Origin of the sequence: Microbacterium enclense (genome assembly GCA_038182865.1) — a bacterium.
Classification (GTDB): Bacteria; Actinomycetota; Actinomycetes; order Actinomycetales; family Microbacteriaceae; genus Microbacterium; species Microbacterium enclense_B.
The window spans coordinates 370230-383924 of record CP116226.1 but is presented as its reverse complement, the minus strand read 5'-3'; the positions used below and the strand labels follow the sequence as shown (position 1 = coordinate 383924).

General features: G+C 70.6%; 13 protein-coding genes. 8 read left to right on the top strand and 5 right to left on the bottom strand.

The window, feature by feature from the left end; genetic code table 11:
- Nucleotides 1-34: 34 nt before the first annotated feature.
- Genes PIR02_01730 through PIR02_01720 form a run of 3 tightly spaced genes read right to left on the bottom strand, consistent with a single transcriptional unit; the run spans nucleotide 35 to nucleotide 2116 of the window.
- On the bottom strand, nucleotides 35-760 hold the full coding sequence (locus PIR02_01730; protein ID WZH37394.1) for a GntR family transcriptional regulator: 726 nt from the start codon (nucleotides 758-760) through the stop codon (nucleotides 35-37).
- Nucleotides 741-1646, bottom strand: coding sequence for an EamA family transporter (locus PIR02_01725; protein WZH37393.1), 906 nt, complete (start codon nucleotides 1644-1646; stop codon nucleotides 741-743). Before PIR02_01725 ends, PIR02_01730 begins: the two co-directional genes overlap by 20 nt.
- A 32-nt stretch (nucleotides 1647-1678) precedes the next feature.
- Complete coding sequence (locus PIR02_01720) at nucleotides 1679-2116, bottom strand: MarR family transcriptional regulator (GenBank protein ID WZH37392.1); 438 nt, start codon at nucleotides 2114-2116, stop codon at nucleotides 1679-1681.
- A 53-nt stretch (nucleotides 2117-2169) separates the two neighbouring features.
- Between PIR02_01720 and PIR02_01715 the strand changes: the two genes are divergently transcribed.
- Nucleotides 2170-2538, top strand: coding sequence for a VOC family protein (locus PIR02_01715; protein ID WZH37391.1), 369 nt, complete (start codon nucleotides 2170-2172; stop codon nucleotides 2536-2538).
- Between the two features lie 45 nt (nucleotides 2539-2583).
- Complete coding sequence (locus PIR02_01710; protein ID WZH37390.1) at nucleotides 2584-3522, top strand: hypothetical protein; 939 nt, start codon at nucleotides 2584-2586, stop codon at nucleotides 3520-3522.
- Nucleotides 3523-3529: 7 nt separating this feature from the next.
- On the opposite strand, the gene PIR02_01705 is transcribed toward PIR02_01710, so the two are convergent.
- Nucleotides 3530-3937 carry a YccF domain-containing protein gene (locus tag PIR02_01705; GenBank protein WZH37389.1) on the bottom strand — a complete coding sequence of 136 codons (408 nt, stop codon included), beginning with the start codon at nucleotides 3935-3937 and terminating at the stop codon, nucleotides 3530-3532.
- Nucleotides 3938-4017: 80 nt separating this feature from the next.
- On the opposite strand from PIR02_01705, the gene PIR02_01700 reads away from it, so the two are divergent.
- Together PIR02_01700 and PIR02_01695 are read left to right on the top strand one after the other, a co-directional pair.
- Nucleotides 4018-6450, top strand: coding sequence for a 3'-5' exonuclease (locus PIR02_01700; protein ID WZH37388.1), 2433 nt, complete (start codon nucleotides 4018-4020; stop codon nucleotides 6448-6450).
- A 90-nt stretch (nucleotides 6451-6540) separates the two neighbouring features.
- Entirely contained in the window at nucleotides 6541-7581 is a 1041-nt protein-coding gene (locus PIR02_01695; protein ID WZH37387.1) for an SseB family protein, read from the top strand.
- A 434-nt stretch (nucleotides 7582-8015) separates the two neighbouring features.
- On the opposite strand, the gene PIR02_01690 is transcribed toward PIR02_01695, so the two are convergent.
- Nucleotides 8016-8642 carry a DUF1684 domain-containing protein gene (locus PIR02_01690; protein WZH37386.1) on the bottom strand — a complete coding sequence of 209 codons (627 nt, stop codon included), beginning with the start codon at nucleotides 8640-8642 and terminating at the stop codon, nucleotides 8016-8018.
- Nucleotides 8643-8962: 320 nt separating this feature from the next.
- On the opposite strand from PIR02_01690, the gene ligD reads away from it, so the two are divergent.
- The 4 genes from ligD to PIR02_01670 all read left to right on the top strand — a co-directional run bounded on the left by ligD (nucleotide 8963) and on the right by PIR02_01670 (nucleotide 13627).
- The gene (gene ligD, locus PIR02_01685) at nucleotides 8963-9988 is read left to right on the top strand and encodes a non-homologous end-joining DNA ligase (protein ID WZH37385.1); all 1026 of its coding nucleotides are present in this window, start codon (nucleotides 8963-8965) and stop codon (nucleotides 9986-9988) included.
- 215 nt (nucleotides 9989-10203) lie between these two features.
- Complete coding sequence (locus tag PIR02_01680) at nucleotides 10204-12069, top strand: alkaline phosphatase (GenBank protein ID WZH37384.1); 1866 nt, start codon at nucleotides 10204-10206, stop codon at nucleotides 12067-12069.
- A gap of 65 nt (nucleotides 12070-12134) precedes the next feature.
- A complete protein-coding gene (locus tag PIR02_01675) occupies nucleotides 12135-13250 on the top strand; it encodes a hypothetical protein (GenBank protein ID WZH37383.1) in 1116 nt (371 codons plus the stop codon).
- Complete coding sequence (locus tag PIR02_01670; protein ID WZH37382.1) at nucleotides 13247-13627, top strand: LPXTG cell wall anchor domain-containing protein; 381 nt, start codon at nucleotides 13247-13249, stop codon at nucleotides 13625-13627. The genes PIR02_01675 and PIR02_01670 overlap by 4 nt, the downstream gene beginning before the upstream one ends.
- Nucleotides 13628-13695 lie beyond the last annotated feature (68 nt).

The window sequence follows — 13695 nt, the reverse complement described above, 5'->3', positions numbered from 1 at the left end:
CTAGGCGCGTTGCGAGAGGTGACGCGATGTGTCGTCATGTGGCGCGCCCGCGCCGCCCGTCGATGATCGCCCGCGTCGAGTGGTCCAGGTGTGCGCGCACCGCGCGCTCGGGATCCGCCCAGGCGTCGTCGACGTAGGCGCGATGCTCCGCCGTCAGCGCACCGGGCGCGTAGGCCGGTCGCACGTGCGTGAGCAGGAGGTGCATCTCGGAGTCGAGGCGGCGATACTCCTCGGCGATCCGCGGGCTGCCCGCCGCATCGACCAGGGCACGATGCACGCGCGCGTGCGCCTCGAGGGTGGCGGGCCAGTCGCCGGATGCCTCGGCCGCGGCGAGGGCGTCGAGGGCATCGTCCACGTCGGCGGGACGGATGCCGCGATCCCGGGCGATCCGCACCGCCTCCGTCTCGAGGGCGCATCGCAGCTGCTGCAGAGCGACGAGCGCGTCGTCATCGAGCAGCGACACCCGCACACCCCGGTACGGTTCGGCGGTGACGAGCCGCTCGGCGGCGAGTCGGGTGAGCGCCGTACGGGCGGTGTGCCGGGAGACGCCGTGGGTCGCACTCAGCTCTTCCTCGCGCAGGGGAGCACCGGGAGCGAGCGCGCCCGAGAGGATGCCGGCGCGCACCGCGTCCGCGACGATGTCGGCGGCGCGCGGGCCGGGTGGCGGTGCCGTGGATCGGCGTCCGCCGGGAGCGGCGATCGCGCGCTCACGTGAGCCCGGTGCTGTGCCGGGGGCGTCGTCACGCGGGGGCCGTGGCATCCGGAACCTCCTGACGGCGACGAGAGGGAACCGACACGACGGCGAGACCCACCGCGATGAGCGCGAGACCGACCGCGCTCACGATCGTGAGCTGCTCGTGCAGCACGAACAGGCCCAGCAAGGTCGCGGCCAGCGGTTCGGCGAGGGTCAGTGTCGACACGGTGACGGCGGTCAGGCGCGCGAGGCCCCATCCGAACAGGAGATAGGCGACAGCGGTCGTCACAAGGCCGAGCCAGAGCGCGAGCGCGAGGCCGTTCGGGGTGGTGAGCCAGGAGGCCCCCGCCACCAGCAGCACGGGCAGGCTCGCGACCGCAGCCACGCCGAACACCGTGCCCATGACGCGCGTCGAGTTCCATCCCCGCTCGATCAGCGCTTTTCCGCACACCGTATAGAGGGAATACGACATGCCCGCTCCGGCCGACGCGAGAAGGCCGCCCGGTGCGAGCGCCACCGCTCCGCCCGTCAGCCCCGACACGAGCACGACGCCGGTCAGGGCGACGGCGGTGGCGAGCGCCCACCGTCCGGAGGGGAGGCGGCGCGAGCGCACGGCATCCACGATCCCTGTCGCGATCGGCGCCGAGCCGAGTGCGACGACGGTGCCGATGGCGACGCCGTTCTCACGCGTGCCGAGGAAGAACAGGGGCTGGTAGGCGAGCACGCCGACAGCTCCCACGGCGATCAGCGCCCCCGTCGACAGTCGCGATCCGGTGGGTGTCGACGTTCGCTCGCGTCGCGCCAGGGCCAGCAGGCCCAGGATGCCGCCGCCCACGACGATCCGCGCCGCCCCGACCGCGAGCGGCGAGGCGTCGACGCCGGCGAGCGCCTGCGCGGTGCCGGTGGTGGAGAAGCACAGCGCCGCGGCGAGGATCGCGAGGGCGGGAAGCATGGTCAGATTGTTACACAATCTGACCATGTGCGTCAGCTGCGGAGCGATGTCGCCATCGACCGCAGCGCGCGCAGGGCGGCGGCCTGCTCGGCATCCGTCATCCCGCTGAGCATGCGCCGCTCGACGGATCGCACGGCGGCGCTCGCCACCTCCAGCGATCGCCGCCCCTTCGGTGTCAGTCGCGTCGGGAGAGCTTTGCCGACCGGGGCCTCGTCGGGGCGTGTGACGACGCCGTCGCGTTCGAGTGTCCGGAGGAGCACATTCATCGACTGCCGCGTCACGAAAGCCCCGCGGGCGAGGTCGGAGTTCGACAAGCCGGGCCGTTGCGACAGCAGTTCCAGGCAGGAGTAGTGCGTGATCGTCATGCCGAGCGGCCGCAGGACCTCCTCCATCGCCGTGCGCAGGGCGCTCGCCGCCTCCTTCAGGAGATAGCCGAGCGACGTGTCCAGATCGATTACCTCTTGCGCCATGTCAGTATTCTGACATACGCTCTGTGTCAGATAACTGACACAAGGAGAATGGCATGCCTGTCACCGGACCCGACTTCCTTTCCCTCCAGGTGCGCGATCTCGCCGCCTCGCAGGCGTTCTACGAGAGCTACCTCGGCCTCGAGCGCTCGCCCGCCGGACCGCCGCACGCCGTCGTCTTCACCACCGCGCCCATCGCGTTCGCGTTGCGCGACCTCGTCGAAGGCACCGACCTGGATGCCATCGCCCACCCCGGCCTCGGGGTCGCCCTCTGGCTGCATGCCACGGGCGTGCAGGAGATCCACGACGCCCTCGCCGCGGACGGACACCGCATCGTCCAGGAGCCGATCGACGGACCGTTCGGCCGCACTTTCACGTTCGCCGATCCCGACGGATACCACGTCACGCTCCACGACCGCGGCTGACGCGGAGCGGCCAGACCGTCGAGAAGCGCTGTGTAACGTAGGTGCATGGCGACGGCGGCGGGGCGAGGCATCCTGGCTCTGGTCGTCGCCGGCGGACTGCTGGTGTTCGGCGCGGTCCTGGCCGTGCTGGTCGATCCCTTCGCGCGGACACCGATGACGGTCAACGGGGCGACCGAGTGGATCGCACGTCTTCTCCTCACGCTCAGTGTCGTGTGGGTCGTGGTCGGCATGGTCGCCGCGCGCACCCGACTCGTGCGGCGTCCGGGTGCCGCCGCGGCGCGGGCGAGCTGGATCGCGTCCACGCGTCCCTGGCGGGCGAGCGAATCGAGCTTGGGGCTGCTGCCGCTCGATCGCTGGCTGATGATCATCGTTCCCGCAGGCGTGCTCGTCGCCACGCGCGTCGTGCAGACGCCCCGCGACGGACTCTGGGGGGCCGCGCTCGCGGTGCTCGGGTGGCTCTTCTTCGCGATCATCGTGCGACTGCTGCTCGGAAGGCGCTCGCCGTGGCCCATCATCGCCGCCGTCGGGGGCGCTCTCGTGCTTCGCTGCATCCTGGCCCTGGGAGTCATCTCCGTGTCGGGGCCCGAAGGAGTCTGGCCGGCGCTCTGGACGATCCCGATCGTGCGCGTGCTCTATCTCGCCGTCGCGTTCGCGCTGCTCGCGTGGGTCTTCGTCGTCGCCGGGTGGTCGCTGCGTCCGCAGCTGGGTCGTCGTCGCGCAACCGGAATCGCGCTGGCCGGCATGGGGGTCGCGTATGCCCTGCCTTCGGTGACGATCGCCGTGGTGGGCGCAGCTGACGCGCTGCGCTCGTGGAACGAGCAGTTCGGCATCCTGCCCTGGGATCTCGCGCGACTCACGGGGGCGCGCGAGGGCCACATCCCGACCGAACTCGTCACCGTGAGCGCCGTCGTCGGGGTGGTCGTGACGATCGTCGGCATCCTGCTCGCCCTTCCGCGCAGGTCCGCGGGGCGCTCGACACCGTAGCGCGGCGTCAGCTCCCGAGCGTGCGGTCGAACGGGCCGCCGCGCCGAATGTCGCGTACCTCTTTACCGAGCGGCATGAGCGACACGGGCACGAGCTTGAAATTGGCGATCCCGAGAGGGATGCCGATGATCGTGACGCACAGCACGATCCCGGTGATGATGTGCTCGAGGGCGAGCCACCAGCCCGCCAGGATCACCCAGACGACGTTGCCCAGGAACGAGCCGACGCCCGCCGTCGGCTTCGCGACGATCTCGCGCCCGAACGGCCACAGGGCGTAGAGGCCGATGCGGAACGCGGCGATGCCCCACGGGATCGTCACGATGAGGATGCACAGGATGATCCCCGCGAAGAAGTAGCTCACGAAGAGCCAGAAGCCCGACAGGACGAGCCACAGGATGTTGAGGATCAGGCGCATGCGTCCATCATGACGGGCGGTCCTGGATGCCGGGAGGGGAGAGGCCGATGTCGGAGGCCCCGCCTAGACTTGAAGGCGCCATGACCGACGCCTCCACGCCCCTGATCGTCGGCGGTCCCGCACCGTCGGATGCCCGCCCCGACGCCGACCTCCTCGAGGGCCTGAACGGCCCCCAGCGCGAGGCCGTGACCTACCGCGGCCAGGCATTGCTGATCGTGGCGGGAGCAGGGTCGGGAAAGACCAGTGTGCTCACCCGGCGCATCGCCTCGCTGCTGCGCACGCGGGAGGCGTACCCGAGTCAGATCCTCGCGATCACCTTCACGAACAAGGCCGCCGGCGAGATGCGCGAGCGCGTTCACCAGCTGATCGGGCAGAAGGCCGACGGCATGTGGATCTCGACGTTCCACTCCGCGTGCGTCCGTATCCTCCGGCGGGAGGCCGATCAGTTCGGCTTCACGAAGGCGTTCACGATCTACGACTCCGGCGACTCGCGCGCGCTCATCAAGCGGCTCGTGAAGGAGCACGAGGGCGATTCGTTCGGCCTCACGCCCGCGGGCACGCAGAGCCGCATCTCGAAGTTGAAGAACGAGCTCGCCGACGCGGAGTCGTACGCGCGCTCCGCGAACATGAGCGATCCGGCCGAGCGCATCTTCGTCGAGATCTTCTCCTCGTATCAGCGCGAGTTGCAGCGGGCCAACGCCTTCGACTTCGACGACCTCATCGCGCAGACGGTCTACCTGTTCCGCGCGTTCCCCCAGGTCGCCGACCGATACCGCAAGCGGTTCCGGCACATCCTCGTCGACGAGTACCAAGACACCAACCACGCGCAGTACGCGCTCATCCACGAGCTGACGCGCCCCGTCGGATCGGACGCGGAGCCGTTCTCATCGGGCGGGATGATGATCTTCGACGCCGAGCCCGCGGGCGACGATGCGGCGTCCCTCACCGTCGTCGGTGACTCCGACCAGTCGATCTACGCGTTTCGCGGTGCCGACATCCGCAACATCAGCGAGTTCGAGCGGGACTACCCGGGTGCGAAGGTCGTGCTGCTCGAGCAGAACTACCGCTCGACCCAGAACATCCTGTCGGCCGCCAACGCGGTGATCTCGAACAACTTCGACCGCAAAGACAAGAAGCTCTGGACCGACGTCGGAGCGGGCGACCCGATCATCGGCTTCACCGGGTACTCGCAGCACGACGAGGCGCAGTTCGTCGCCGACGAGATCGAAGCCTTGCACAAGAAGGGCGTCGACTACTCCGGCATCGCGGTGTTCTACCGCACCAACTCCCAGTCGCGAGCGTTGGAAGAGATCTTCATCCGATCAGCCGTGCCGTACAAGATCATGGGCGGCACCAAGTTCTACGAGCGCGCCGAGATCAAGGACGCGCTTGCCTACCTGGTCGCCGTCGCCAACCCCGCTGACGGTATGGCGGTCCGCCGCATCCTCAATCGTCCGCGCCGCGGAATCGGCGATGTGACGGAGACGGCGATCGCCCGCTACGCCGCCGAGCACGACATCACGTTCCGTGATGCCCTGGCCAACTCCGCACAGATCGGCGTCGGCCCCAAGCTGCAGAAGGCGATCGACCAGCTCGATGCCGTGCTGACCGAGGCCACGGCGGTCATGCTCCCGGCATCCGGAGAGCTCGCCCCCTCCACCTCGGTGACCGAAGGCCTCACGCTGCTGTTGAACAAGAGCGGCTACTTCGACGCCCTGCGCGCCAGCAAAGACCCGCAAGACGAGGCGCGCCTCGAGAACCTCGACGAGCTCATCGCGGTCACTCGCGAGTTCGCGCGCAACAACCCCGAGGGCACGATCATCGACTTCCTCACCGAGGTCACCCTCGTGGCGGATGCCGACGACCTCGACGACGCGTCGGGCTCCGTGTCGCTCATGACGCTGCACACGGCGAAGGGCCTGGAGTACGACGCCGTGTTCCTCACCGGCGTCGAAGAAGACCTTCTGCCGCACCGCATCTCGGCGAACGAGCCGGGTGGGCCGCAAGAGGAACGGCGGCTGTTCTACGTCGGCATCACGCGCGCACGCAAGCGCCTCCACGTCTCCCTCGCGATGACCCGCGCGCAGTTCGGCGAGGTCACCGTGGCGATGCCGAGCCGGTTCCTGCAGGAGATCCCGGCCGACCTCATCGACTGGCGCCAGTCGCCGGGCGACGTGAATGGCCGCGGTGGCACGCAATCGCGTGCGCTGAACGCCCGCGGTCGTCGCCCCGGGCAGACCGGTGGAGGCAGTCGCTACGGCGATGACCTCGTGCCGCTGCCCAAGCGTGCGCCGGCCGACCCGAGCAAGTTCCCCAACCGCATTCCGGCGAAGGTGCGCGACAACGGCGACATGGTGCTCGCCGCGGGGGATCGCATCCGTCACGACGACTTCGGTGAAGGACGCGTGGATGCCGTGACCGGCGAGGGCGCGAAGCGCGTGGCGCACGTGCGCTTCGACACGGTCGGACCCAAGAAGCTGCTGATCAAGATCGCCCCGATCACGAAGCTCTGAACCGAGGTCGCTTCCGAGGTCTCTTCTGGGGTCACCTCCGAGTTCACCCGACGGGGACTGCCGGACAGGCCACGAGGCTAGGCTGGCTTGATGGCACTCTTCTCGCGCCGAAACAAGTCCGACGACCGCCCCGACACCGCGATCGAGCCGGGCGAGCAGCCCGTCGACCCCAGCGGCCCGAGCGACGCCGGCGTCGAGCCCGAGTCCGCGCCGGCCCCCAACGTCACCATCTCGACCTCCTCGTTCCGCGGGGTGGGGGCCGCCCCCGAGACGCCTTCGACGCCGCCGGTCGCCGCGCGCCCCTCGGCCCGTCAGCCCGGCCCGATGGAGGCACCCGAGGGATTCGAGTCGGTCCCGGGCCTTCGTGACAACGCGCTGCTCGCAACGGCGCTCGCCGAGATCACCGGACAACCTGAACCCGCTCAGCTGCTCAACGTCGCGCGCCAGCTCCTGCAGGGCCACGTCTTCCTCCGCGTCAAGGGCGACGCCCGCGCGCTCCTCGCCGAGGGCAAGGATCTGCCGCTCGCCATCGCTACCCGCGGCGACGAGCAGCTCGTGCTCGCCTACAGCAGCGGGCAGGCGCTCACGAAGAGCGTCGAGGCCGACGGCGACCGTGACACCTCCGCGATGGGCCAGCCCGTCATGGCGTTGCTCCGTCACGTGCTGGGCGGACCCTACGCCGGCGTCGTGCTCGACCCCGCCTCGGGCGATGCCCGCGCCGTCCTCCCGCACGCTCTCCTGGAGCGCATGGTCGCGGAAGCCGACGAGCAGCTGCGCATCAAGACGGCGCTCAGTGAGAAGCGCACCGACGAGACGGCATCCACGATCATCGCTTCGATCCTCGACGGCGCCCCGCTGTGGATCGCCGTGAACCAGACCGAGGAGGGGGGCCCGGTCGGTGTCGCCGAATCGCGGTCGGCCTCCGGCGATCGGTTCCTCGAGGTCTTCTCACACCCGCTCGAGCTGCTGGCCCTCGGCCGCGGCGACCAGCCCGTGCCGCTCAAGCCCGAGCAACTCTCGAAGGCGCTCGCGGGCGACGAGGGCCTCACGGGTCTGCTGGTCGACCCCGCGGGTCCGTGGATCCGTTTGTCGCGCGCCGACCTCGCGCCGGTCATCGCACTGGCGGAGTAAGCGCTCGGGCCGGGCGGTCGCCGCCCCGGTGCCGCCGGGTGGGCGAAACTCCTGAGTTTTCGCGGCCTTGTGCCCCTGGCGTGCGGCGGGGGGCGAGAAGTCGTCGTTTCCTCAGGAGTTTGGCTCGGGGCGGGTGCCGCGGCTGTTTGTCCCCGGTGCCGCCGGGTGGGCGAAACTCCTGAGTTTTCGCGGCCTTGTGCCCCTGGCGTGCGGCGAGGGGCGAGAAGTCGTCGTTTCCTCAGGAGTTTGGCTCGGGGCGGGTGCCGCGGGTGTTTGTCCCCGGTGCCGCTGGGTGGGCGAAACTCCTGAGTTTTCGCGGCTTTGTGCTCCTGGCGTGCGGCGGGGGGCGAGAAGTCGTCGTTTCCTCAGGAGTTCGGCCCGGGCGGGTGCCGCGGGGCGGGGGGCGGATGCCGCCGCTGCGGCCATCCGTGTCGTCAGACGCCGTACAGCTCGCCCACCGGCACGGCGACCGGGAGCACGTTGCCCGCGGGCGCGAGCGGGCACGCCCACATCGGGTCGTACGCGCACGACGGGTTGTAGGCGAAGTTGAAGTCGATCACGAGCGTCTCGGGAGTGGCGCCCCGTCCGAGGTCGGCGCCCTTGATCGTGTCGAGCAGGTAGCGACCGCCGCCGTAGGTGCCGCCCGGGCGACCGGCCGCGGCGTCCCGCACCGGCACGAACAGGCCTCCGCCATAGGAGGTGAGACGCCACACGTCGAGCGAGCCGGTATCGGGCAGGTCGACGCGGCCGATCCGCTCGAAGCCCACCTCGCCGTCGGTGCCGGTGGTCGCGACGAAAGACGCGTCGTCGGTGTCGAGCAGCGGCACCTCGAATCGCCACGCGGCGTCGTACGGGGCGAGGGGCAGCCTGCCGAACGTCTCGCGCTGTTCCGGCAGCAGGGGAGTGGCGGGGTGACCGGCGAAGAGTGCGTCGCGCTCGATGCGCCACAGCTCGTGCGCGTCCTCGGGGTCGTCGGCTTCGCGCACCGCCTCGTAAAGCGCGAACACGCGGCGGCGCCAATCGGCGATGTCGAGGGCAGTGCGGGCGGCGGCGGAGGTCATGGTCCGAGCGTAAACGGACACCGGATGCCGGGCCCCGGGGTGGACACGGTCTCCCTGTCCCGTTGCTCGGCGCCGCCCGGCTCCGCACCGCCCGGCTCCGCACCGCCCGGGCGTCCGACGGTCCGCTGACCCTCACGGTCCCCACCCCGCTCACGCCCGCCCGGCCAGCCTCGCGCTGTCCACGCTCGCCCCCTCGCACATCGAGGCCCACGCTGCTCGCTCCCTCACGCGTCGGGGTCCGTGCCGCCCGCGCCATCGCGTGTCGAGCGCGGCGACGCAACGGGGAGACACGGCAGCGGGCGCGGCGCTAGCGTCAGGGCATGGCATCCCCTCGCATCACGCTGACCGTGCCGGGCCCGGAGGGCGACCGTGAGATCGGCATCTCGAACCCCGATCGCGTTCTGTGGCCCGAGGTCGGGATCACCAAGCGCGAGCTCGCTGAGTACTTCATCGCCGTGGCAGAGCCCTTCCTGGCCGCGAACGGGCACCGGCCCGTATCGCTCGAGCGCTTCCCGGAGGGGATCGAGGGGGAGAGCTTCTTCTCGAAGAACCCGCCCAAAGGCGCCCCCGGCTTCGTCGAGGCGGTGACGGTGACCTACAACAGCGGGCGTCGGCACCCGCAGCTCATCGTCAGCGAGATCGGCACCGCCGTGTGGGCGGCGCAGATGAACACGATCGTGTTCCATCCGTGGGCGTCGCTCGCCACCGACCCCGACCACCCGGTCGAGCTGCGCATAGACCTCGATCCGCAGCCGGGCACGGGCATCGCGGAGGCGGCGACGGCGGCGCACGCGTTGCGGAAAGTGCTCCGCGAGGCCGGGCTCGAGGCCTGGATCAAGACGAGCGGCAACCGTGGCCTGCATGTCTTCTGCCCGATCGAGCCGACCCACGAGTTCCTCGATGTGCGGCACGCGGTGATCGCCGCCGCCCGCGAGCTGGAACGACGGATGCCGGATGCCGTGACGACCAACTGGTGGAAGGAAGAACGCGGCAAACGCATCTTCGTCGACTTCAACCAGGCGAACCGTGACCGCACCATGGCGGGGGCGTACTCGCCGCGTGCGCTGCCGACAGCGACGGTGTCGACGCCGATCGCGTGGGACGAGCTGGACGGTCTCGACCCGACGGCGTTCACCGTCCGCTCGATCCCGGAGCGGTTGACATCCACCGGCGATCCGTGGGCCGACTTCGCCGCGGAGCCCGGGCGGATCGACACGTTGCTCGAGTGGTGGGAGCGCGATCTCGAGGCAGGTCTGGGAGAGCTGCCGTTCCCGCCGGAGTTTCCGAAGATGCCGGGCGAGCCGCCGCGGGTGCAGCCCTCGCGGGCGCGGAACCCCGCCGAGTAGCGCTCCCGACCCCCGCCGCTCGGCGGGGGCGAATGGTGCCATTTTCTCCCCGCGGACGCCAGATCTCACCTCAGTGTTCACCGAACGGTGAACGAGCGGGCTGAATGTTCACGGGCGCGTGTGGTGAGAGTCGTTCTCAGGACGACCTGTTCCGTCACCGTGGGTTCTGGCCGGCCCGACGGCCGGTGACCCCCTATGGAACAGAAAGAGAAGCCATGACTACGCGCACGACCGGACGCACGCGCCGTCTGATCGTCCTCAGCACCGTCGCGGGCGTCGCCCTCGGTGCGACTCCCGCCCTCGCCGCCTCGGCTGAGACCGACGAGGCCGCCCTGCCCAAGAACATCATCGTCCTGATCTCGGACGGTGGCGGGTACAACCAGTTCGACGCCGCTCGTCTGTATGAGACCGGCGTGAGCTACCAACAGGTCGAGGTGACCCCGAACAGCGGTGTCGCAACCAAGGTCCCCGGTACGGCGAGCGAGGTCTATGACGCGTTCCCCGTGCAGGTCGGCCAGTCGCATTACTCGGCCAGCGGCCGTGCTTCGTACTCGCCCGAAGAGGCATGGGGCGCTTTCGGATGGGTCGCGTCGGGGGCGACCGACTCGGCCGCCGCGGGTACCGCGCTCGGCACCGGCGTGAAGACGACCAATGGCACGCTCGGTTTCGACGCCGACGGGGAGCGTCTTCTGACGGTCGGCGAGCAGGCGCTCGAGGTCGGCAAAAAGGTCGGCCTCGTCACCTCCGTGCCGTTCAACCACGCCACCCCGGCCGGCTTCATCGCGCACAACGCCAGCCGCAACGACTACCACGGTCTCGCGACCGAGATGATCGATTCGGGCGTCGACGTGCTCATCGGCGGCGGGCACCCCAATTACACGGATGCCAACACCTCGCGCTCCTCGCACTTCGGTGCCGGGTCGTGGATCTCGCAGGCCGACTTCGACCGCGTGACGCAGGGGCAGACGCCGTTCTCGTACGTCGAGAGCAAGAGCGAGTTCGAGAAGGTCGCGGCGGGCGAGAACGTCCCCGACAAGCTGTTCGGCCTCGCGCGCGTCGCCGAGACGTTCCAGTACAACCGGCCCGGTGTTCAGAACAAGACCGTGGCGCCGTGGACCGACGCCGTGAATGTGGACGTCCCCTCGCTCGCCACGTCGGCCAAGGCCGCGCTCAACGTGCTCGAGAAGGACGAGGACGGCTTCTTCCTCATGGTCGAGGGCGGCGCGGTCGACTGGGCGGGTCACGCCAACCAGACCACACGCATCGTCGAAGAGCAGCTGTCGTTCAACGACTCGGTCGACGCGGTCACGGAGTGGGTCGAGGCGAACTCGAGCTGGGACGAGACGCTCGTCGTCGTCACGGCCGACCACGAGACCGGCTACCTCGCCGGCCCCGGTACCGGTGAGACGCAGGGGTGGACGGCGCTGACCGGTTCGGCGGGCGATCTGCCGAACGTGTCGTGGCACTCGGGTGGCCACACCAACGCCCTCGTGCCGCTCTACGCCAAGGGCGCGGGTGCCGAGGTGCTCGAGACGCGCGCGACGAAGTGGGACTTCGCCCGCGGTGCATACCTCGACAACACCGATGTGGGCGAAGCGATCTTCGACTTCCTCGGTCACGCGGAGGCGGAGGGCGACGCGGTCGGCGTCGAGGCCTCGGTCCCGCTGGTCGCCGCGGAGGGGCAGCTGAGCATGGCGCTGCCCGCTCTCGAGGGACCGGTCGTGTTCGCCGACGGGGCTGCGGTGCTCCCCGAGGTCGTCGTCGATGACACTCGCAACGAGGCCCAGGCCCAGGGTCGCGGGTGGACCCTGTCGGGCTCGGCCTCGGCTTTCGTCGCGGGCAACCGTTCCTTCGGTGCGGAGAACCTCGCGTGGACGCCGCGCATCGCGCGTTCCGAGGCCGGGGCGAACGCGGGTGACACGGCCACCCTCGAGCGTCCCGCCACCCTCGCGTCCGCCGGTCGCGTGGAGCGGGTCGGGGAGACGGCCGTCAGCGCCGACCTGTCGCTGACCATCCCGGCGGACGCCGAGAGCGGACGCTACGGCAGCGAGATCACGCTGACGCTGTTCGCCCAGGACTGACCATCTCGCCGGTGCGCCTCCCCGGTGGAGGCGCACCGGCATCCCTCGTTCCCGAAGGACTCCCCGTGTTCCCCCGTACCCTCGCCGCGGTCGCCGCGGCCACCCTGCTCCTGACCACCGCCCCGGCTGCGGCGCTCGCAGCCCCGACCACGGCGATCGCTCCCGCGGTTTCCGGCTCGGCGTCGGTGCCGATCGTGCTCGCTGCGACGCCGGCTGCCCAGTGGGCGGTGTCGCCCGCCGACGCGAACGGCCCGGACGGTCGCGTCTCGCTGCGGCACACCATCGATCCCGGAGCGAGCGCGACCGACGCCCTCGCCGTCACCAACCTCGGAGCCGCCGCCGCGACGTTCACCGTTGCCCCCGGCGACGGCATCGTCGGCGACGGTGGCGCCTTCGACATCGCCTCGGGCGACGCGCGCGACTCGGGCGCCTGGATCACCGTGGACGGGCTGGATGCCGGCACCATCACGCTCGCTCCGGGGGAGATGCGCGTGCTGCCGGTGCGCATCGATGTTCCTGCCGACGTGACACCCGGCGACCATCCCGCCGGCATCGTGGTCGGCGTCACGAGGGCCGACGACGGCGTCACCGTGACCAACCGCATCGGGGTGCGCGTGCACCTGCAGGTTGCCGGCGAGATCGTGCCGGCCCTGCACCTGGGCGCCGTGGATGCCTCGTTCACCCCGTCGTGGATCCCCTTCGCTCCGGGTACCTTGCGTGTGGAGACGGCTGTCGAGAACGTCGGCAACGTGCGCCTCGGGGCGCTCGCCGGTGTGGCCGGGGTCGGTGTCGACGCGGCGACGCTCAGGGGAGATCCCGTCGAACTGCTCCCCGGCGACTCCGCGACGGTGATCACCGAGACGAGCGCCTGGCCGATCTTCGCCCTCGTCGGCACGTCGAGCGTGCGGCCCGTCGTGATCGGCGACGATGCGATCTCGGCACCAGCTGTGATCGACGGGAGCTTCGTCGTCTTCGCGCCGTCATGGACTGGCCTCGCGCTCCTTGTTCTGCTCGCGGGAGCCGTCGCCGCGTGGGTCATCGCACGATGTCGCAAGCGACGGGTGCCGGATGCCGCCGGCCCGGCCGATCCGTCTGCCACGGCGGCTCCCGGTGCCGAAGCCCGCTCGACCGCCGACCTCGCTGCGGCGTCCTCCTCGCGTGCCGGGACGGACGTGCGATGAGCGCCGCGGGGGCGTTGCTCGCGGGCGTGGTCGCCGCGGTCCTCGTCGTGGCCCCGGGTGCGGCGGTCGACGACACAGACCCCTCGGGAGCCGTGGACCGTGCGACGGTGCGGGTCGTCGTGGACGTCCCGGAGCGCTCGCCGGCTCCCGTCGAGCCGACGCCCGCGGAGCCGACCCCTGCGGAGCCGACGCCCGCGGAGCCGACGCCGGGGACGACGCCCTCGTCACCGGCATCCGGTCCCGACGACGCGGCACCCGGGGGAGACACCCCCGGCGTCCTCGCGCTGACGGGGTCGTCGCCGTGGTTCCTGGGCGGGGCGGCCGGCCTTGCGATGCTCATCGTCGGGGCGGCCCTCTTCCGACGCCGTCGCGCCTGACGCGGGCCACGAACAGGCCTGTACGGAGGAGCGCGCCGTGGCGTAGTCGACGACCGTCGGGCCGAACG

What these genes read in the sequence shown, in the direction of transcription:
- PIR02_01725 (WZH37393.1), bottom strand. Translation starts at nt 1,646, where the DNA reads ATGCTTCCCGCCCTCGCGATCCTCGCCGCGGCGCTGTGCTTCTCCACC.
- PIR02_01710 (WZH37390.1), top strand. Translation starts at nt 2,584, where the DNA reads ATGGCGACGGCGGCGGGGCGAGGCATCCTGGCTCTGGTCGTCGCCGGC.
- PIR02_01700 (WZH37388.1), top strand. Translation starts at nt 4,018, where the DNA reads ATGACCGACGCCTCCACGCCCCTGATCGTCGGCGGTCCCGCACCGTCG.
- PIR02_01690 (WZH37386.1), bottom strand. Translation starts at nt 8,642, where the DNA reads ATGACCTCCGCCGCCGCCCGCACTGCCCTCGACATCGCCGATTGGCGC.
- PIR02_01670 (WZH37382.1), top strand. Translation starts at nt 13,247, where the DNA reads ATGAGCGCCGCGGGGGCGTTGCTCGCGGGCGTGGTCGCCGCGGTCCTC.
- PIR02_01720 (WZH37392.1), bottom strand. Translation starts at nt 2,116, where the DNA reads ATGGCGCAAGAGGTAATCGATCTGGACACGTCGCTCGGCTATCTCCTG.
- PIR02_01695 (WZH37387.1), top strand. Translation starts at nt 6,541, where the DNA reads ATGGCACTCTTCTCGCGCCGAAACAAGTCCGACGACCGCCCCGACACC.
- PIR02_01715 (WZH37391.1), top strand. Translation starts at nt 2,170, where the DNA reads ATGCCTGTCACCGGACCCGACTTCCTTTCCCTCCAGGTGCGCGATCTC.
- PIR02_01730 (WZH37394.1), bottom strand. Translation starts at nt 760, where the DNA reads ATGCCACGGCCCCCGCGTGACGACGCCCCCGGCACAGCACCGGGCTCA.
- PIR02_01680 (WZH37384.1), top strand. Translation starts at nt 10,204, where the DNA reads ATGACTACGCGCACGACCGGACGCACGCGCCGTCTGATCGTCCTCAGC.
- PIR02_01705 (WZH37389.1), bottom strand. Translation starts at nt 3,937, where the DNA reads ATGCGCCTGATCCTCAACATCCTGTGGCTCGTCCTGTCGGGCTTCTGG.
- ligD (WZH37385.1), top strand. Translation starts at nt 8,963, where the DNA reads ATGGCATCCCCTCGCATCACGCTGACCGTGCCGGGCCCGGAGGGCGAC.